Annotated in this window: 17 protein-coding genes; 15 read left to right on the plus strand and 2 right to left on the minus strand. The window is 41.1% G+C overall.

Going from position 1 to position 20,563, the window contains the following annotated elements:
- Positions 1–85: 85 nt before the first annotated feature.
- The gene (locus tag AC2CZC_RS15455) at positions 86–424 is read left to right on the plus strand and encodes a gamma-glutamylcyclotransferase family protein (protein WP_484582476.1); all 339 of its coding nucleotides are present in this window, start codon (positions 86–88) and stop codon (positions 422–424) included.
- A gap of 90 nt (positions 425–514) precedes the next feature.
- A complete protein-coding gene (locus AC2CZC_RS15460; RefSeq protein ID WP_484582477.1) occupies positions 515–1,399 on the plus strand; it encodes an ABC transporter substrate-binding protein in 885 nt (294 codons plus the stop codon).
- Between the two features lies 1 nt (position 1,400).
- On the opposite strand, the gene AC2CZC_RS15465 is transcribed toward AC2CZC_RS15460, so the two are convergent.
- A complete protein-coding gene (locus tag AC2CZC_RS15465) occupies positions 1,401–2,429 on the minus strand; it encodes a LacI family DNA-binding transcriptional regulator (protein ID WP_484582478.1) in 1,029 nt (342 codons plus the stop codon).
- 281 nt (positions 2,430–2,710) lie between these two features.
- Here AC2CZC_RS15465 and glk point away from each other — a divergent pair, with 281 nt between their 5' ends.
- The 6 genes from glk (at position 2,711) to adk (ending at position 9,455) form a co-directional block, all read left to right on the plus strand.
- Complete coding sequence (glk, locus tag AC2CZC_RS15470; protein ID WP_284019894.1) at positions 2,711–3,727, plus strand: glucokinase; 1,017 nt, start codon at positions 2,711–2,713, stop codon at positions 3,725–3,727.
- A 12-nt stretch (positions 3,728–3,739) separates the two neighbouring features.
- Positions 3,740–4,750 carry a LacI family DNA-binding transcriptional regulator gene (locus AC2CZC_RS15475; protein ID WP_063364031.1) on the plus strand — a complete coding sequence of 337 codons (1,011 nt, stop codon included), beginning with the start codon at positions 3,740–3,742 and terminating at the stop codon, positions 4,748–4,750.
- 271 nt (positions 4,751–5,021) lie between these two features.
- Positions 5,022–6,875: a phosphogluconate dehydratase gene (edd, locus tag AC2CZC_RS15480; protein ID WP_063366582.1), complete on the plus strand. Its 1,854-nt coding sequence runs from the start codon at positions 5,022–5,024 to the stop codon at positions 6,873–6,875.
- Positions 6,876–6,897: 22 nt separating this feature from the next.
- On the plus strand, positions 6,898–7,518 hold the full coding sequence (locus tag AC2CZC_RS15485) for a bifunctional 4-hydroxy-2-oxoglutarate aldolase/2-dehydro-3-deoxy-phosphogluconate aldolase (RefSeq protein ID WP_063364029.1): 621 nt from the start codon (positions 6,898–6,900) through the stop codon (positions 7,516–7,518).
- 16 nt (positions 7,519–7,534) lie between these two features.
- Positions 7,535–8,539 (plus strand): type I glyceraldehyde-3-phosphate dehydrogenase, encoded by a 1,005-nt coding sequence (gene gap, locus AC2CZC_RS15490; RefSeq protein ID WP_484582479.1) that lies wholly within the window; start codon positions 7,535–7,537, stop codon positions 8,537–8,539.
- 271 nt (positions 8,540–8,810) lie between these two features.
- Entirely contained in the window at positions 8,811–9,455 is a 645-nt protein-coding gene (adk, locus tag AC2CZC_RS15495; protein ID WP_237137696.1) for an adenylate kinase, read from the plus strand.
- A 182-nt stretch (positions 9,456–9,637) separates the two neighbouring features.
- Here adk and AC2CZC_RS15500 read toward each other — a convergent pair whose 3' ends face one another.
- Positions 9,638–11,863 carry an EAL domain-containing protein gene (locus AC2CZC_RS15500; protein WP_484582480.1) on the minus strand — a complete coding sequence of 742 codons (2,226 nt, stop codon included), beginning with the start codon at positions 11,861–11,863 and terminating at the stop codon, positions 9,638–9,640.
- A 333-nt stretch (positions 11,864–12,196) separates the two neighbouring features.
- Here AC2CZC_RS15500 and tmk point away from each other — a divergent pair, with 333 nt between their 5' ends.
- The 7 genes from tmk (at position 12,197) to AC2CZC_RS15535 (ending at position 20,507) form a co-directional block, all read left to right on the plus strand.
- The gene (gene tmk, locus AC2CZC_RS15505; protein ID WP_484582481.1) at positions 12,197–12,832 is read left to right on the plus strand and encodes a dTMP kinase; all 636 of its coding nucleotides are present in this window, start codon (positions 12,197–12,199) and stop codon (positions 12,830–12,832) included.
- A 28-nt stretch (positions 12,833–12,860) separates the two neighbouring features.
- Positions 12,861–13,769 (plus strand): DNA polymerase III subunit delta', encoded by a 909-nt coding sequence (gene holB / locus AC2CZC_RS15510; RefSeq protein WP_484582482.1) that lies wholly within the window; start codon positions 12,861–12,863, stop codon positions 13,767–13,769.
- Between the two features lie 5 nt (positions 13,770–13,774).
- Positions 13,775–14,101: a PilZ domain-containing protein gene (locus AC2CZC_RS15515; RefSeq protein WP_484582483.1), complete on the plus strand. Its 327-nt coding sequence runs from the start codon at positions 13,775–13,777 to the stop codon at positions 14,099–14,101.
- Positions 14,102–14,111: 10 nt separating this feature from the next.
- A complete protein-coding gene (locus tag AC2CZC_RS15520) occupies positions 14,112–14,912 on the plus strand; it encodes a TatD family hydrolase (protein WP_484582484.1) in 801 nt (266 codons plus the stop codon).
- Between the two features lie 25 nt (positions 14,913–14,937).
- Positions 14,938–16,737: a metallophosphoesterase family protein gene (locus AC2CZC_RS15525; RefSeq protein ID WP_484582485.1), complete on the plus strand. Its 1,800-nt coding sequence runs from the start codon at positions 14,938–14,940 to the stop codon at positions 16,735–16,737.
- Positions 16,738–16,810: 73 nt separating this feature from the next.
- Positions 16,811–18,844, plus strand: a complete 2,034-nt coding sequence (locus AC2CZC_RS15530; RefSeq protein ID WP_484582486.1) for a ligand-binding sensor domain-containing protein — start codon at positions 16,811–16,813, stop codon at positions 18,842–18,844.
- Between the two features lie 61 nt (positions 18,845–18,905).
- Positions 18,906–20,507, plus strand: coding sequence for an ATP-binding protein (locus AC2CZC_RS15535; protein WP_484582487.1), 1,602 nt, complete (start codon positions 18,906–18,908; stop codon positions 20,505–20,507).
- Positions 20,508–20,563 lie beyond the last annotated feature (56 nt).

Below are 20,563 nucleotides of genomic sequence, written 5' to 3' on the forward strand. Positions count from 1 at the left end.
CTTACCGATTAGATAGCTATTTATTTTGGACCATAATTTGCAATTATTACTATATTTTAATGTGAGGGGTAGTATGGAGATGAATGTGAAGCAGCGTATCAACAAGCTATTTGTATATGGTTCTTTAGCGCCAGATCGTGAAAATGCTAGCGTGTTGGAGCCTTTGAAAGCGACATATCAAAAAGGCTGGGTAAAAGGCAAACTTTATGAACAAGGGTGGGGCGCAGCGATGGGCTATCCCGGAATTGAACTGAGCACTGAGGGTGATTGGATAGAAGGCTATTTGGTCAGATCGAGCAAACTCAACGATTTTTGGCAGGTGATTGATGAATTTGAGGGGCAAGAGTATACGCGACAAGAATGTGAAGTGAAAACAGCCTCTGGAGAGTGCTACAGAGCTTACATTTACACATTAGTCAGCTAAAACCGTGAAAAGTCAATGCCAACTATTATCGGTACTGTATAGATTATGAAAAAAGTTTTGTTCTTTCTATTGTTCATGCATGGCCAAGCTATGGCGGAACCTATTCGAATTATCGTAAATGATTGGACGAGTCAAAAAGTCCTAGCAAATATTGCAGAACAAATTTTTATCCGATTAGGTTACGAAGTAGAGCTGATCACTGTGACTGTAGATGAACAATGGTTTCTATTAAAAACAAATAGAGCCGATCTGCAATTAGAAGTGTGGCAAGGCACCATGGAGGATAAGTTTAATCAATTGCATCGTGTGGGAAAAATTGTTGATTTGGGGGAGTACTCTGTTAAGACACGAGAGGATTGGTGGTATCCATTGTATGTTAAAGATATGTGCCCTGGGCTACCAAATTGGCGAGCACTAAGAACGTGTGCAGATATATTCAAACGGGCAGACTCAAGAGGAAAAGGCGTTTATGTTGCAGGGCCATGGGAAAAGCCAGACAGGGCACGGATCAAAGCATTAGGCCTCAATTTTATCGTCAAACAAGTTGATGAGGGTGAGAAAATTTGGCAAGAGCTTAAATATGCGATCGAGAAGCGGCATGCAATCTTGGTATTTAACTGGACTCCCAATTGGGTTGGAGCTGCTTACCCTGGTGAGTTTGTAGAATTTCCGAAATACGCTAAAGAATGTGAAGAAGATAGCAGCTGGGGTGTCAATTCTGAACTGGAATACGATTGTGGTAACCCCAAATCGGGCTGGTTAAAAAAGGCTTCAAGCCGACGCTTTGCAGAACTGTTTCCATGTTTAACAAAGGGAATTAAGAGCTTTGATTTAACTAATGAAGAAATTGAAATGCTGTCCGCCCAAGTGGATGTCAATGGGCGTACAGTTAAACAAGCAGCGCTGGATTGGGTTAAAACCAATAAATTAGTTTGGGAAGAGAACTTTTCGACCTGTGAACCTCAGCTAAATTAATTTACTGAGATGTCGACTGTCTGAGTATCAACTTGGGTGGCAGTAATGTGTCGGTTATATCTTCACCTCTGATTAAAGAGAGCAGGTTAGTAACAAGCATTTGCCCTGCAAGCGTTGTATTTTGTTGAACTGTGGTTAGAGATGGCGTGATATAGTTTGATGCAGCAATATTATCAAAGCCAATGACATTGACGTCTTCTGGTATTCTTAAGCCTGCTTCTTTTAATGCTTTGATAGCGCCAATGGCAATTAAATCACTGGCAGCAAACAAAGAATCAAATTTTACATTGTTGGCCAAAAGAGAATGTGTAGCGTGATAACCAGACTCTTCTGTTGAGATGGCATTGGCAATATGCCTTTCACTACATGAAATACCATGGCGCTCTAAAGTGTCTTGAAAGCCTTTGAATCGCGTTAAAAATTCAGGGCTGTGCTCCGAGGCGTCTCCAATAAAGACGCAGTTTTTCCTTGCCTTTTCGATAAAGTGTTGCGCTGCCAATTGGCCGCCACCATAGTTGTCACAACTGACAGTTAAATCAGGTCTTCCCTCAACATTTGCGCCCCAGCATACGAACTTGGTATTTTGTGATAATAGATTTTGTAACCTTGATTGGTAATCCATGTAATCACCGTAGCCCAGCAAAATGATGCCATCTGCGCGATGACTGTCTTCGTATTCAGCACGCCAATCTTGGCTGATAGATTGGAAAGAAACCAATAAGTCATATCCTTCTTTAGCGCATGCTCTGGTGATACTTCCAAGCATGTTTAAAAAGAAAGGATTTATTTGAGATTCATCACCGGTAGGATCTTCAAATAATAGAATTGCCAAGGTTGCGCTTTGCTGAGTGCGCAAATTACTGGCATTTTTATCCACTTTATAATTGAGCTTCTTAGCGACCTCCCACACTTTTCTTCGCGTTTCTTCATTCACAAGTGGGCTATTTCTAAGTGCCCTAGAGACGGTTGATTGGGAAACGCCTGCAAAATGTGCAATGTCAAAGGAGGTTGCTTTACCTTTTGTTTTCATGTTCAAAATTAGTTTAATTGAGTCTTGGACATTGTCTTCGATTATTTTTTTTTTGCAACCAATTTCATAAAAGGCGTAAATTTTTATTGATGTACTTTGACACCGGTGTCATAATGTCGGTGTTTTATCATTTTGTTGTCAAAACGTATTTGGCTGCCCTGAAATTAGGGCAGCTCTTTTTTCAGCCAGCGTGCAAAGTTTCGGCTGATTATGATTTGGGATAACAAGTGGGGCTAGCCCCAATAGGTGTTTGGAACACCGCAACAACAGAGAAAAACAGCATGAGCCAGACAACACTTAATAGTTTTAATGGTCATGACCGTGCGTTCGAGCCGATTATCGTTGCCGATATTGGTGGTACTAATGCTCGATTTGCCGTCGTGACAGGATACGATTTAGACTCTAATCAGTTTACAATTGCCCATCAACTTACTTTTCCAAGTGCAGAGTTTCAATCCTTTGAAACTGCTTTATCAGCTTTCCTCGATTCACTGACTATTTCAAAACCTTCTAGAGCTTGCTTTGCCGTTGCAGGACCTATCAAAGGGCATCAAGTGTTTTTAACAAATTTGGGGTGGAACTTTAATACCCAGGATGTTCAGAAACAATTTGGTTTTGAACAGTGTGCGGTGATTAACGATTTCGCGGCATTTGCTTATGCTGCGCCTTATCTAAAAAAAGAAGACAATATACAGATTAAGGCAGGACAAGCAGCTGAAGGTGCAAACATTGCTGTTATGGGACCTGGTACAGGGTTTGGTGCAGCTTGTCATGTTAGCGATATCCACAGCAGCTCAGTATTGAGTTGTGAAGCTGGGCATATCAGCTTGGCAGCAGTTACTGAATTAGACAGACAATTATTACAAGTATTAAAAGAAAGCATTGGGCATGTTTCAGTAGAAACCGTGTTTTCTGGCCCAGGGCTTGCGAGGCTTTATAAAGCAATGGCGCAGGTCAAAGGTGTACAAGCCGAAGATTTAAATGCTGCACAGGTAAGCGCGAAAGCGGGAGAGTGTGAAGTATGTGATGCGACTCTTAATCAGTTTTGTGACTGGATTGGCAGTGTTGCAGGTGATCTTGCGTTAACTTTCGGGGCGTTAGGTGGCGTGTTTATTGGCGGTGGGATCTTACCCCGCATGACTGAACGGCTGATCTCAAGCAGGTTTGTTGAAAGGTTTACAGAAAAAGGGATAATGTCTCAGTACGCTGGGCAAATTCCAGTAACTCTAGTTGTGCAGGATAATATTCCTCTAATTGGAGCGGCAGCATGTCTGCATAGCCGTAACCAATTTTCATAAATTGGAATAAGTATGAAAAAAGTAACCATTAACAGCGTAGCTGAGTATGCTGGAGTATCGAAGAAAACGGTCTCTAGAGTACTCAATAATGAGCCTAATGTTAGTCCAGCTACGCGTGAAAAGGTACTCAAAGTTTTTAAAGAGCTCGACTATAAGCCAAACCCCATTGCGCGCGGACTGGCGCGCAATAAAAGCTTTATCATTGGGTGTTTATATGACAATCCAAGTAAGAGTTATATAACTCGGGTGCAAAGCGGGGCTTTAGAAGCGTGTCACAAATTCAACTATAATTTGCTTATTCACCCATGCGAGCTAAGAGGTGATGAGCTCATTCATAACGTTGATCAATTACTGACTACGTCGAGGCTAGATGGCTTAGTATTGACGCCGCCATTTTCTGATTCACAAGAGCTGATAGATTTCTTAAAAACACAGAATATACCTTTTGCTCGTGTTGCATCTGCTTTGGAAGACGACACCTCTATTTCCGTGCGCAGTAACGATGAGCAGGGCGCATATGAACTTACTGAGCACCTAATATCACTTGGTCATAAAGAAATTGCTTTTATTAAGGGTCACCAAGATCACAGTGCAACTGAAAAACGCTTTAGTGGTTATCAAAACGCGTTACTTAATCATGGAATTGAATTTAATGAAGGTTTGGTAGCACAGGGTAACTTTAGTTATCACTCAGGTGCTGATAGTGCAAAACAAATTTTAGATTTGGAGCCAATGCCAACTGCGGTTTTTGCATCTAACGATTACATGGCAGCAGCGGTGTTGAAGCTTGCAACGCAAAGGCAGCTAAGAGTTCCAGAAGATATTTCAATTGCAGGTTTTGATAATGCACCGATCGCAAGACATATTTGGCCGGGTCTGACCACAATTGCACAGCCTGTAGAGGAGATGACTCGCCAAGCTGTCGAGCAATTGATTTTACAAATATCTGATCCATCGACAGAAGTTTATCAAAAAGTGCTCGAAGCAAAGCTCATTACAAGAGAGTCGACTGCTGCAAAATAACCAGTTTTAATTACATCTACTTGTCAAAAGCCCAATCCCTAGCGATTGGGCTTTTTTTGTCCATAATTTAGATATGAACCTAATTTAATCTAAATTTAATGTTCAATAGGTTGACACCGGTGTCATAAGTGTGAGTTAATATAGTGACACCGGTGTCAGGTTGAGGTGAGAGACAACCTGCCAGCGTACCTTTGAACGGGTAAATCAAAGCTGCTCAGTACATGTGAGATGTGCTGAGCCTTTTTCCTCTAAACATGCAGAGAGGCGGATTATGTTGCATCCTCGAATTCAAGAAGTTACTGAAAGAGTCGCTAAACGCAGCCAGACAACTCGTAGTGCCTACCTTAAGCGTATACAAGAAGCAAAAAAACAAACACGCGTAAGAGCTGGACTTGGGTGTGGTAACTTAGCGCACGTAATGGCTGCTTGTTCAAGTAGCGATAAGGCAAGATTAAAAGCTGACGATCAGCCAAACCTAGCGATTATCAACTCTTACAATGACATGCTTTCTGCACATGTTCCTTATATCGAATACCCAGATTTAATTAAAAAGATAGCGACAAAATATGACGCCACAGCACAGGTTGCTGGCGGTGTACCTGCGATGTGTGACGGTGTTACACAGGGTCGTGACGGTATGGAGCTGTCTTTATTTTCACGTGACGTTATCGCGATGTCTACCGCAGTTGCGTTGTCACACGATGTGTTTGACGGTGTTTTCTGCTTAGGTGTGTGCGATAAGATTGTACCTGGACTTTTGATAGGTTCACTTTCATTTGGCCATCTACCAATTTTCTTTTTACCAGCCGGCCCAATGGAGTCTGGTATTCCAAATAAAGAAAAAGCGCGTGTCCGTCAAAGCTTTGCACAAGGCCTAGTTAGTCGTGAAGAGCTATTAGAAGCGGAAAGTGCTTCATACCACAGTGCGGGCACTTGTACTTTCTATGGCACTGCAAATTCAAATCAGATGTTGATGGAGATCATGGGTCTTCATTTACCGGGTAGCTCATTTATTAATCCGTACACAGAATTACGAGATGGTTTAACAGCCAGTGCTGTGAAAATGATGCTTGAACAACTTATTGAAACTAAATCGGCAAACCCAATTGGTGAGATTGTTGATGAAAAGACCGTTATCAATGGGTTAGTTGGTTTACTCGCGACAGGTGGTTCTACTAACCACGCAATACATCTAGTTGCAATGGCGAAAGCCGCTGGCGTACAGATCACATGGAAAGACATGGCTGAGCTATCAGAAGTAGTGCCACTTTTAACTCGCATTTATCCAAATGGTTCAGCGGATGTAAACCACTTCCAAGCAGCTGGTGGTATGGGTTTCTTAATGCGTGAACTGCGCGATGCAGGTTATTTACATAATGATGTTAAGACCATTGTTGGTGAAGGCTTAGACGATTACACCAAAGAGCCAGTATTAGATGTTGATACCAATGTGATCATGACCAACAGTGAAGGCCCAAGCAAGGTTAAGTGGGTACCATGTCCTGAAAACTCTTTAGACGAAGATGTGCTTAGACCGGTATCAAACCCATTTAACAAGCAAGGTGGCTTGCAGCTCTTAACAGGTAATCTGGGCAAAGCGGTAATTAAAGTATCAGCCGTTGCCGAGAAACATCAATTTGTTTCCGCGCCTGCAAAAGTATTTAGCTCACAGGCCTCTCTTCAAGATGCGTTTGCCAACGGTGAACTTAATCAAGACTTTATTGCTGTGATTAAAGAGCAAGGTCCTAAAGCCAAAGGCATGCCTGAGCTACATAAGTTGACGCCAGTAATGGCAACCTTGCAAGACCAGGGTTATAAAGTTGCGATTGTGACAGATGGTCGTATGTCAGGTGCATCCGGTAAAGTTCCAGCGGCTATTCACCTAGCGCCAGAAGCCGTTGAAGGCGGCATCATCGCGAAGATCCGCGAAGGTGACATGATTACGCTTGATGCGCCAAATGGTGATTTAATTTTACATGTTTCAGATGAAGAATTAGCAGAGCGCGAATTAGAACTTACTCAACCAGAGCTGACATTTGGTACAGGTCGAGAACTATTCACAGGGTTTAGAAACATGGTGAGTAGTGCAGACTTGGGTGCTAGCGCCTTTGGTATCGACGAATAAAAACATTGGGGATGGGGTAAATATGAAAATACAAGAAATCTTATCGGCAGCTCCCGTAGTACCGGTAATTGTTATAGAAGAATTAGAAGATGCAATACCATTGGCACGAGCTTTATACAATGGTGGACTACGTGCACTTGAAGTAACGCTTAGAACACCTGTAGCGGCTGAAGCTGTAAAGCAAATTAAAGAAGCATTGCCTGAAGCTTATGTTGGTACTGGTACAGTTGTAGATAAAGCTTCTTTTGAAGCGTCGGTTAATGCGGGCGCAGACTTCATGGTAAGTCCTGGTGTGAGCTCAGAATTACTAGAACTTGCTAAAAGCACTGATATCCCATTTTTACCTGGTGCTGCTACACCAAGTGAAGCAATGGAACTTGCCTCGCATGGCTTCAAGTATTTAAAGTTTTTCCCAGCAGAAGCAGCTGGCGGCGCACCAATGCTTAAATCAATTGGTGGGCCTCTTCCGCAAGTGACATTTTGCCCGACAGGTGGAATAACACTTGAAAGCGCGCCTAAATACTTGGCGTTAAACAATGTAGTTTGTGTTGGCGGTACTTGGATGTTGGATAAATCGCTAATTGCAAATAAAGACTGGCAAGCCATCGAAGCGCTTGCAAAACAAGCAAGTGAAGTTAAATAATTAGGGGAATGTAATCATGATCAACATCGCAATTAATGGTTATGGCCGCATCGGTCGCAACGTACTACGCGCACTTTACGAATCAGGTCAAAATGACCAAATCAAGATTGTTGCTATCAACGATCTTGCGCCAGCAGAAACAAACGCACATTTAACTCAATTCGATTCGGTACATGGTCGTTTCAATGAAAAGTTAACACTTGCGGGTAATACACTTGTTATTGGTAATGATGAAATTGCACTAACGCAAGAGCGCGATCCTGCAAACCTGCCTTGGAAAGCATTAAATGTAGATATCGTACTAGAATGTACGGGTATTTTCACATCTCGTGAGGCTGCGGCTAAGCACATTGAAGCAGGCGCAAAGAAAGTAATCGTTTCAGCGCCTGGTACGGACTTAGATGCGACAGTGGTTCACGGTGTTAATAGCGATGTGTTAAACGAAAACAGCAATATTATCTCAAATGCATCATGTACAACTAACTGTCTTGCGCCAGTTGCAAAAGCACTAAACGATGTCATTGGCATCGAGCAGGGCAGCATGACTACAATTCATGCATTTACAAATGACCAAAATCTATGTGATGTATACCACAAGGATTTATACCGTGCTCGTAGCGCAACACAGTCAATGATCCCGACCAAAACCGGTGCTGCAAAAGCAGTTGGTTTAGTATTGCCTGAACTTGCTGGTAAACTTGATGGTATGGCTGTGCGTGTTCCTACTGTGAATGTTTCTTTGGTTGATTTAACTTTTGTTGCTAAGCGCGACACTACGACTGAAGAAGTGAACGAAATTGTAAAAGCTGCTGCAGAAGGTGCGATGGCGGGTGTGCTTGAATACAACACGTTACCACTTGTATCAATTGACTTTAACCATAACCCAGCATCATCAGTATTCGATGCAACGCAAACTAAAGCAGAGGGTAAACTTGTTAAAGTGATGGCTTGGTATGATAACGAATGGGGTTTCTCAAATCGTATGATTGACCAAGTTAAAGCACTAGGCGCATTTTTATAATTGCAACTCAGAATTAAAGTTAAGCCCTGCAAATGTGCGGGGCTTTTTTATGCGTATTGATTTGCCTGAGCACCTAGCCTAAAAATATCGTTTTATAAATATACGATTATGGTGTGTATTCCTTGCACAATAAGTAGATTATGTTTATGTACATTCGACATGGGGTACAAAACCTCTAATCAATTGGTATAAGTGACTTGAGTATCAACGCGCAATATGAAAAAATTCCAACCAATTAAAATACAGTAAACTCAGAATCGAGGAACATAATATGCGCATTATCCTTTTAGGCGCGCCTGGTGCTGGTAAAGGCACTCAAGCTCAATTTCTTATGGAAAAATTTGGTATCCCTCAAATCTCTACAGGCGATATGCTTCGCGCTGCTATCAGCGAAGGTACACCGCTAGGCTTAGAGGCAAAAAAAGTGATGGATGCTGGTCAGCTAGTTTCTGATGAAATCATCATTGGTCTAGTTAAAGAGCGTATCGCAAAGCCTGACTGTGAGAAAGGTTTCCTATTAGATGGTTTCCCTCGCACGATTCCTCAAGCTGATGCAATGAAAGAAAATGCGATTACGATTGATCACGTTATCGAGTTTGATGTTGCTGACGAGATCATCGTTGAGCGTATGGGCGGTCGTCGCGTACACCCAGGCTCTGGTCGTGTTTATCATGTAGTTTACAACCCACCTAAGGTTGAAGGCAAAGACGATGAGACTGGTGAAGACCTTATTATCCGTGCTGATGATACAGAAGAAACTGTACGTAAGCGTCTAGGTATCTACCATGACCAAACAAGACCGCTTGTAGATTACTACAACAAAGAAGCTGAAGCGGGCAATACTAAGTACCACAAGCTAGACGGTACACAAGCTGTAGACGCTGTAAGTCAGCAGCTTGGTGAGTTACTTGGTTAATTAGGTAATTAATTAGCTTTGAACCCAGTTGCGATGCGGCTGGGTTTTTTTTGCCTAAAATTTGGATGCATAGGTACGTAAAAGAAAAAGGCGCCTGAAAACTCAAGCGCTAAAAATCTTAAGGGGAATTCAAATGCCAAACAAGGCTGTTTGGAAATGCACATTAAACAACTTTTTGATGACTAATTTATGACAGTGTTTTGTTTGCTTCTGCTGAAGCCAAGTTCATCAGCGCTTTGGGGCTTACTAAACCAATAACCTTGATATTCAGTAATGCCTAGTGCATCTAAGCGCTCGAAGTCTTGTTGTGTTTCAACGCCCTCAGCTAATAGTGCAATCTGCATGTTTTCACATATGGTTTTTAGTCCCAGTAATAGAGAGCGCTGTTTTTTAAGATCCGTAATATCAGATATTAAACTTCTGTCTAACTTAAGCCTTTGTATTGGACATTCAAGCACGCGTGCAATATTTGAATATCCAGTACCAAAGTCATCAACACTGAGAATAAAACCAAGCTTGTTAAGCTGATCCATAATGTGATTATGGTCTTCAGCAAAACTATATTCGGTTAACTCGAGTTCAATAGACTGAGGTGACACATCATAGTGTGTCGTTATTTCTTTAATTGAAGTGATAAAGTGAGGATCTTCAATATCCCTTGAGCTGATATTAATTGCGACAGGCACAGTGATATCGGGCGCGCTGGTTAAAAGTTGACAGACCTTTTTCAACATAGTTCTTGTGACTTGATTTACTAAGCCAAACTCTTCAGCGATAGGAATAAACTGTGAGGGTGGAACCCAGCCCAATAAGTTGTTATGCCATCTTGCTAGTGCTTCATAGCCAATAATGTCTTTGTTGGCATTATGCTTACTTTGTAAATATAATTTTAATTCACCTAGCTCAATGGACTTCTCAAGAAGCAAAGCCATTTCATGCCTGGCTAAAGTTTGCCTACGAGTCATTTGATCAAAAACGGTGATCATCTGGTTTGGCGCTCTAAGCTCACAGGCCTGCAGTGCATTTTTTAATAGTCGCTCGGCGATATACCCGTGCTCTGGGTAGGTGGCAATACCGATAGCATATTTGGAATGAAACTGATGTTGACCAAGCTTGAGCCAAAAGTCGAGTTGTTTATGCCACCTGCGCGCAATGTCCTTTAATGGCGCCTTTGCTTCTACTAAGATAGCTATCCTTCCTGCACCAATATACGCAATTTGATCGAGTAACTCAGCATCTTGCTCTACAATTTGGTTAATCCGTGCATAGAGGGTGCGGTGCTGCTCTCCATCAATCATATAATCAAGCACGTGCTTGTTTAAATTGTCAGCGATCAACAAGGCAAAAGGCTCACCTCTATCTATGTGCGCTTGCAGCTGTTCTAACAACCATGTTTTATTTGGTAGATTGGTTGCTTTATCAAAGTACTTGGCTTGTTGATGGGCAACGTCAAGCGTGAGTAAGTCTTGTTGAAGTTGTTGCTGATCTGACACATCTTGTAGATACCAAGCTTTAATATCGCTTGAGTGTTGCTCTTGTGCTGCGACTTCAATACATTTCTCATTTACGGTAAATGTTTTTGGTATTGCATCAACAAGCTCGCTATCATAAGTAAGATAATCAACGTTATCCGGCGTAATGCGTGAAAGTAGCAATGGCAGTGGTTGAGTCTGGATATTTAGCAACCTTTTTGCCTTGTCGTTTGCTTCTACAATATTCAAGGCGTTATCAACTAAGATAATTGCGTTAAATGACTTTTGGAAAAAACGCTGATAAATCTGCTTTTGTGATTTTAGTAGGGTGTTATTTTCATGCATATGCTGGTTTAAACGGTTTGCAGCTAGGCTTGTCCTCCAAACAGCAAGTGGAATACAGCAATTTAAAAAGAAAAACAGCAAAAGCTGAATATGTAATACAGCATCAACTAACATCCTACTTTCTTTTGGCACAACCGAAATGTCTATGTTTTTAAGTATTAGCATGAAAGGGATAATGTTTAATAGCGCATAAAAAACGGCGGTTTTTTTACCCACTAAAATCAATGCGATAATCGGTGTAATGTAAACAAAGATAGAGCCTAGATGAGCAAGTTCAATACTTGGAATGAATAACTTTATCATCACCCCTGCAGTGATAATGCATACCAACAGCAAATGGGCGGTAAGATAAAAAGAACGATTACTTAATAGTAGTAATGCGCCTACTGTGAGTGTGAATCCAGTTATTAAAGCAATGACATAGTTTAACTCGTAATCAATTGCCGCAGGTAAGCTATTTAGAAAAATGCCCAGGCACAGTATTAAGCCCGTCGCCAAAATAATACGAAGAGCGCTAAGTCGCCATGTAGGTACGTTTACTTTTGGTTTTTGTTCTTCTTCAAGTAAGAAAAATCGGCTTAATGTACTCAAAACTAAATATTTCGTATTATTATTTTGAACAATACTAAGGTCTAACTGTACACAATTCAATGACAAATCAGCGAAATAAAGACTTAAATCAAATTGATTACGTTGTCATTTTTTAATTATCTGAGATAGAACAATCTAACTTGAATCTTTTTTGAACTTAATTGTTAACTTACAGTTGCCTTTTGATGATTCCTATAAAGTACAAAGATTGATATATGCAGCTATGTTGACTGATTAGTACGCAAAAGAATTAGTATGTACTGATAAAGGCCAAAAAAAACGGTAGTATAGGGCACTTATCCACGACCAAAAATTAAGTTTGAGTGATTAATAATGAGCAAAGGGTTCATGCTAGTTTGCGATGGCAGTAATGGCGCAGGCAAAACAACAGTGATTAAGGGTATTGAAGCTTACCTAACTTCGAAAGGCTATGAGGTTGTTTTAACTCGTGAGCCTGGTGGCACAGAAATTGGTGAAAAAATCCGTGAAGTTATTCTTAATCCAGAGACCCCTCAGATGACGGATATTGCTGAATTAATGCTATTTGGTGCAGCACGTGCACAGCATATTGAAGAAAAAATTAAACCTGCACTTGCAGCGGGAAAGGTGGTTATTTCCGATCGCTTTGATGCTGCAACTTTTAGCTTTCAACATTATGCAAGAGGCATAGATTTAAAGGTCATTAAAACAATTAATGATTTAGCGCTAAACGGATTTAAACCTGATATGAATATTATTTTAGACCTCGAACCAGAACTCGGCTTGCAGCGAGTTCAGCAGCGAGGTGAGGGCTTAGATCGCTTAGAAGACGAAAAAATTGATTTTTTAAAGAGAGCCAGAGACGGATATCTAGCGCAAGCAAATGCACAACCAGAGTTATTTACTGTTGTGGATGCTCGACATTCTCAAGAGCAAGTATTGCAACAGTGCCTTAAAGTCGTGGATAGCTTAGTGATGCGCCATTCATGAAGTATAAATGTAATCAAGGTGCGGCATAATGTTTCCTTGGATTGAGTCTGTTAGATCTCAAATGCAAGAGAGCTTTGAACGCAACCGCTTTCATCATGCGCAGTTGATACACGGGCTAGTTGGTGTTGGAAAAACCGCGCTTGTGCAAAGTTTAAGTGAAGATCTGCTGTGTATAAATAGCAGTACTCTCGTTAGCTGTGGTCAGTGTAAAAGCTGTTTGTTACTGCGCGCCCAAAACCATCCAGATTTATTACATCTAATGGCCGAGTCAGGTAGTATCGGAGTTGATGAAGTCAGAGCATTGAATGAATTCGTTTTTCATTCGGCACAGCAAGGTGGTAACAAGGTTGTTGTCATTGAGCAAATAGAAAAAATGACAGAATCGGCTGCGAATGCATTACTCAAAACGCTCGAAGAACCCGCGGCTAAACGATATATTTTGATGACGTGTAATGATATATCCAAGGTTAAGGCAACCGTATTGAGCCGTTGTAATCAAGTTCGGGTGGCAGTGACAGATGGGACAGCATCAAAGCAGTGGTTAGCTATGAAAGGAATTTCAAGCGAAGCACACTTATGGGCTGATAATTTCGCCAATCAGCCGTTGCTACTTGAACAGTGGTCCAGCCAAGGGCTCATGCCTGAAGTGGATTATTTATGGAAAGTAGCGCATGATATTGCTAGCATTTCTGATATAAATGCGCTTGAAAGCTCGCTTGCAAAGGGCACTGGTTTGTATACTGTGTTCACGCGTTTTTTAATTTCTGCGGTTAAGCAGCAACTAGTGGCTGGTCAAATTGATTTTGTGCAGTATCATAATTGCACACAGCAAATTGAAAAATATATGTCTGATCATCATAAAATTTTGGGCATAAATAAGCTTTTGAGTTTGTCCAATTTGGTATTTGGGCTTCAGCGTTTGCTAAGACAGGATTGAATATCATGCAAGAATTATTAGTCGATATTGAAGACAACGACGAGTTATATCGCAGTTATATGCCATTTTTAAAAAGTGGCGGTATGTTTGTAAAAACCAATAGCCGCTTTGATATGGGTACGCCAGTGTCTATGAGGCTCATGCTGCCTGATGCGCTGGAAGAAGAAGAAGTGACAGGTAAAGTCGTTTGGATCACGCCTCAGGGGGCGCAAAACTCAAACCCACCCGGTGTAGGTATTAGTTTTGATACTGAGTTTGAATTGTTAAACGATAAAATAATAAAAATGCTGGGTACTTCACTCAATTTAGATAAACCAACTTATACGATGTAAGAAAGTAGTAATGATAGTAGATTCACATTGTCATCTTGACCGATTAGATTTCGACAAGTTAGATATTCAGTTACCAGAAGTTTTGCAGGCTGCACGCGATAAGCAAGTTGAACACTTTTTATGTGTTAGTGTCACGCTTGATCAATTCCCTAATATGTTGAAAGTCATCGAGCCGTTTAAAGATGTGTCTGCCTCATGTGGAGTACATCCTTTAAATCAAAGTGATGCGTTAAATAAGAGTGAGCTAATAGAGCTAGCTCAACATCCCCGTGTTGTTGCAATTGGTGAGACTGGATTAGATTACTATTACGCTAAGGATACACATCAAGTTCAGCAGGAAAGTTTTGCAGGACATATAGATGTTGCAAATGAACTGAAAAAACCGCTGATCATTCATACAAGAGATGCGAGAAAAGACACCATCGACATAATGAAGGCCCATAACGCCCAAGATTGTGGCGGTGTTTTGCATTGCTTTACCGAAGATTGGGATATGGCTAAAAAAGCCATTGATATGGGCTTTTACATTTCGATTTCAGGGATAGTCACATTTAAAAATGCAGTTGATTTGCAAGAAGTAGTGAAAAAACTACCTTTGGATAGACTTTTGATTGAGACCGACTCTCCTTATTTAGCGCCAGTCCCTCACCGTGGGAAAACTAATCAACCAGCTTATGTTCAGGATGTAGCTTATTTTGTTGCGGACCTTAAAGGGTTGCAATATAAAGAGCTTGCACATGCGACGACCGAAAATTTTTACCAGCTTTTTAGTTTAGCAAATCGCAGTAATCAAAGTAGTGAATCAATCTAACCTCCCCCTATTTTTGTGCGGGCCTATGGTCCGCAGAGCTGAACCTCACCAAATTTGCTTGCAGTTTGTTACGACGAGAAAAACAAACTTAAAGGTTGAGCTAAAAGGGCATCAAACGTTATCAGATCAAACTGACATACGCCTAGGTGATGCGCTATTTCTGACTTTTGTGTGTGTTACTCCGCAACAAGGGGAGTTTACGACAGATGAAGAGATACCCTATCAGATTTTCAATGCAGGCGAAAAAGCGGACCTAGCCAACTTGAGCTATCAGGGGTCACCTCAGATAGTTGTACCCAAGTTATTGAAAAATGTACTGCATGGTTCGTGCAGAAACCCGCATCACCCAAGCAAAGATAGCCTTGTTGAAGCCGATTCTTATATGGCTCAAAGCTATAGAAATAGTCATGAACGAGCAAGCTTGCTGATCTTATCAGGCGATCAAGTTTATGCTGATGATGTCGCAGGCCCAATGCTTGTCGCAGTCCAGCAGTTAATTAACTTACTTGGGATTTATAAAGAGCAAGCATTAGACTTGAGGCTGCCAAATACAGTGGATGAGCAGCTTTACAATCGAGACTCATTCCTTCCTAAGGTACCTTGGAAAAGTCGAAGTAAATTCACTTTGGGGTATTGGTTACGAAAAGATGAGCCTCATTTTTCCAGTGTTAAAGCCGCTAATCATCTTGTCTCGATAGAAGAGTTTGTGGCTTTTTATGTCTTAAATTTCAGTGCTAAAGCTTGGCAGTTAGTCACCCCTTTTGAGTTTGATACTCGAAAATTGAGCGCAAATCAGCAAACATTATTTGAGGCTGAATCAAGGGCGCTGAAAGAGTTCATTGCAACTTTACCTAGCGTCGAAAGATTGATGGCCAACGTCTCCACATTAATGATGTTCGATGACCACGATGTGACAGATGATTGGAATTTAACGCCTAGGTGGGAGCAAAATATTGCCAATTCTCAAGCTAGTAAGCGTATTGTCAATAATGGGCTGATCGCATATTGGTTGTTTCAAGGTCTTGGTAATGATGCGCACCAAGTGTCAGGTCGATTGTTAGCCGGATTTTCCAATTCTTTAAAAGACAATGTTTGGTATTTTAAAAGTTTTGATAAAGAGATAAATCGATTTGGTCAATGGCATTATTGTTTAGATACGACACCAAAAGTCGTTGTGATCGATACCAGAACGCACCGGTGGCGAAGCGAGCAAGACTTTGATGAACCCAGTGGCTTGATGGATTGGGAAAGCTTGATGGAGTTACAGGAAGTACTGATTAATCATGAAAGTGTACTGCTGGTGAGCCCTGCGCCAGTATTTGGTGTAAAAATTATTGAAACTATTCAGGCAATTTTTAATACCTGCGGCGAGCCATTAGTGGTGGATGTTGAGAACTGGATGGCGCATGAGGGAGCAGCTAGAAAGCTTATTGATATCTTCAAGCGAGAAGACACGCCTAAGGAAACAATTATTCTATCTGGTGATGTACATTATTCATTTTGTTTTTCGGTTCAGGCGAGGTTTGGTCGTCATGACAATCGGATCTGGCAGCTAACTGCTTCGGGGATTAAAAATGAATTCCCCAAAGGGCTATTGGCGATATTGGAAAAACTAGATATTGCGTTTTTCGCTACTTGGAGTCCATTTAACTTATTTACAAAGCGTTGGCAGCTCGCTGTTTCTAAGCATAAGTCTGATTATGAAAATGGACGGTATCTGGTTTCGGACTCTGCAATTAGCTTGGTGAGTATGGATGAGGGCAAACTGGTTAAATACACGCTACTTCACGGAACAGGCGAAGTAACCCAATTTGATTTAAACTAAACATCACGGATTAAAGCGCTACACGTAGCTTTTGCTATAGTTACGTTTAAGTATAGAGACTTAAGTGGCATTTATGCTTTTAATACAGCGCTTGCATGTGATGTGTATAGGATTAACACGGGTTATTAAGCCTTTTGTACAAGGTGTCCTTTGTGTTGTTTTGCTGTGTGCTGTTTTTGTTACGGCGGCAAACCCTGTCTTTACGGATACCTCTCAAGTTATGAGGCGATTTGATTATGAGTCAGGCCTCAGTCAAGTCACAATCATGGCACTTACCGAAGATCAGCTGGGCTACATATGGATTGGTACTCAGGCTGGGCTTAACCGATTTGATGGCCATGAATTTAAACAGTTTACCAGCACGCAACAAAACCCCAACGAGCTAGCTGGTTCGTTTGTGACAGGGCTGTGCCACAGTGGTGAAACAGTTTGGATAGGTACAAGCACTGGGCTCAGCGCATATCACACAGTGACAGGGCGCTTTCAAAGTTTTTTAGAAGAAAATTACCAAGCCATTACTTCAGACAGAGTAAAAACCCTCAATTGCAGCGGTAATTATATTTCGGTCACCACTGAAAACCATGCTTTTTATCTTATCGACAAAGTGACACTTGAGCCGGTTGCGTTAGATTTAGCTGGCCGTTTTCCTAGCCATGCGATTGCCTACAATAATCAAGTCTTTTATATCACTGAGAGCGGATTTAGTACGCTGAACCTGCAGTCTAAGAAAAGTGACTTGTTGCTCGCAGGAGAATTTAAGTATCTGGCACTACGCGGAGAGCGCGTTTTTCTGATCACCAAAGAAAATCAATTGCTGAGTTATGACACATTATACGAGCGTGTGCTTTGGGAGATATCAGTTGGTGCTGGAGCTGGGCTTGAATTGAACAACTTGCACATATCAACAGGGAAATTATTTGTTGGCAGTAATTATGGTGTTTATTTATATGACTTGAATGGCAATTTTAAAAAGCACTGGTTTAAGCATGAAGGTCAGGGACTTGGCTTACAAGACAACAGCATCATGTCTGTACTGGTCGATAGTAATCAAGATCTATGGTTTGGTACTGAGACAGGTGGGTTACATTTCATTAGCCAATTAAGTGAGAACTTCGGTCATATCAGTGCTTTTAACTATCCACATAGCCCACTGCCTGAGCCTGATATTAGAAATTTTGCATTAGATAGGTTTGATAGACTTTGGCTGGCAACCTCTTCAGGCTTATATTTTTTCGATGGAACAGGGTTTAAAGGAGCACACCGCGTTTTTCCGAACCTCTCGGTTGTTGAGAGTGCATTTATAACTAAGTTGTATATTCGCGATCAATATATGTGGATTGCAACACGTGGGTTAGGTATTTATCGGTTTAACTTAGATGACGGAACATTATTGAATATTATTCCCGATGTCGGTAAAGGCCCAGAGCTGAGCTTTAATGACATCATTGAGTTTCAAGGTCGAATTTTGGTGAGCTCACGCTCGATGGGGTTGTTGTTTTTTAATGAATCATCAAACAAGTTAGAGCCATTTCTAAACATGGAGAATGCGCCTAGTCACGTTTCATCACTACTGCCCCAAGGTAATGCGCTTATATTTGGCAGTATCGGCGATGGGCTTTTCAAATATGAAGAGGGCAGCTTAACACAGCTTACTATTGCTGATGCTTTGGCTTCTGATATCGTATTTATGTTGCAAGCTGACAGCTTTGGTCGAGTCTGGGCAGGAAGTGAAACGGGCATTTCTGTTATTGATAATACGTTTTCTGTGGTTAGAACCATTAAAAGGCAGGACGGAATAGCAAATAGCGCAATTTGGGCACTTTTGTATGACGAGCAAGATCATATTTGGCTAGGCACGAGTGGTGGTTTGTCGCGAATAAATATTCATGACTTTAAAATTGATAACTTCTTACCTGTGGATGGCGTGCAAGGCAATGAGTTTAATTATAATGCGAGCTGGCTAGCGCCAGATGGACGAGTATTCATTGGTGGGTCAAATGGATTTAATCAATTTCATCCTGAGCAGATAACCATATCCCCATTAATTAGACCATTATTAACCTCCAATATAGAGTTATTGGGTAAAACATTGCCCGTCGATAAATAAAGAATTAAAATTAGCACCCGAGCTCACTACTTTCCTCGAACTTGAATATGACCAAGATATTGTGTCTTTGCATTACTCAAGTTTGGACTATGGTTCTGAAGGCCTTAGATTTTACTATCGTATTATTGGGCTCAGTGAACAGTGGCTTAAGCTTGCTGATGGGGTTAGGCAAATTAATCTGCTCAAGTTAAACCCAGGCAATTATCAAGTTCAGGCTTATACAATTAATCGTTTTAATCAAACATCTCCTGTCCATCATTTTGATATAAAAATTAATGCGCCGTGGTGGTGGAGTAACTTGACTAAAACACTTTATTTCATTCTTTTATCACTTCTTCTAGTCATGTGGTTTAGACAGCGACAAAAGCGATTCTTACAAGTTGTTAATGACAACAAAATAATGAATGAATTGCAGGAGCGTTTAGAGCTTTCTTTGTGGGCCAGTCAGGACGAAATGTGGGATTGGCATATTGATACAGATAAAATTTATCGCCACAGTGTGAGACCCCGAATTGAATATGGACAATGCAAGTCAGAGATGTCCGTCCATGACGCTGTGCAGTTTATACACCCAAAAGATTACATTGCTTGGGAAGAAAAACTCGAAGCTTGCCTAGATGGTGAGCAAGATACATATGAGATCGCAATTAGAGTTAAAACCATTGATGACCAATGGACATGGGTATTGGAGCGAGGCAAGGTTGTCAGTAGAGACAGTCATGGCAAGGTTAAACGGCTCGCTGGCGCCTTAAAAGACATAGCCGAGCTCAAAGCACATCAGAATGCACTTCAGGCATTAAATGAAGATTTAGAGATTAAGGTCGCAGTACGCACTGACGAACTTTATCAAAAGAACCAGAAGCTAGAGCAAGCGATGATAGAGCTCAAAAGAACGCAACAAGAGCTTATTGAGAGTGAAAAGATGGCTTCACTTGGTAACGTTGTTGCCGGTATTGCCCATGAGATTAATACTCCGCTAGGTATTTCTATTACGGCAATTTCTTATAATCAAGAGTGCTTGCAACAGGTCGCGACTAAATTAAAGAATCAGACACTTAAACAGTCTGATTTAGAGCAGTCTATTGAGGAGCAACAAGAGGGCTATTTATTGATGAGCCGTAACCTTGACCGAGCTAAAGAGTTAATTAGTAACTTTAAGCAAGTCGCGGTTGATCACTCCAGTGAAGTCCAGCGAGAAATAAATGTAAAATGCTATGTCGAGGATGTCTTTAAGTCTTTAAGCCCTTTGGCAAATGGCAAGCAGATAACCTTGGATATCGAAGGAGATAAGGAGGTGAATGTAGATACTTATCCCGGCGCTCTTTATCAAATCCTAACCAATTTATACAACAACTCGATATTGCATGGTTTTGAAGGAAAAGAGTCTGGTGGGGTGAGTGTAATAGTCCATCAAATAGATGGCTATTGGTCGTTGGTTTATAAAGACGATGGTGTTGGAATGAGTGCGGATAACTTACAAACAATGTTCGACCCATTTGTTACCACTAAACGCAGTCAAGGGGGATGTGGTTTAGGTATGCATATTGTTTATAATTTAGTCACACAGTTACTTAAAGGCGAGATATCAGCTTGGTCAAAACCTAATAAAGGCCTAGAGGTGAAGTTGAAAGTGCCAACAGCACATATGAATGAAAAAAAATAGGTTCTAATTAAAGCTAGCCCATACTAAATCATATTTTAAATAGGGCTAGAGTTAAT

It is taken from the genome of Pseudoalteromonas sp. MMG033 (genome assembly GCF_057197785.1).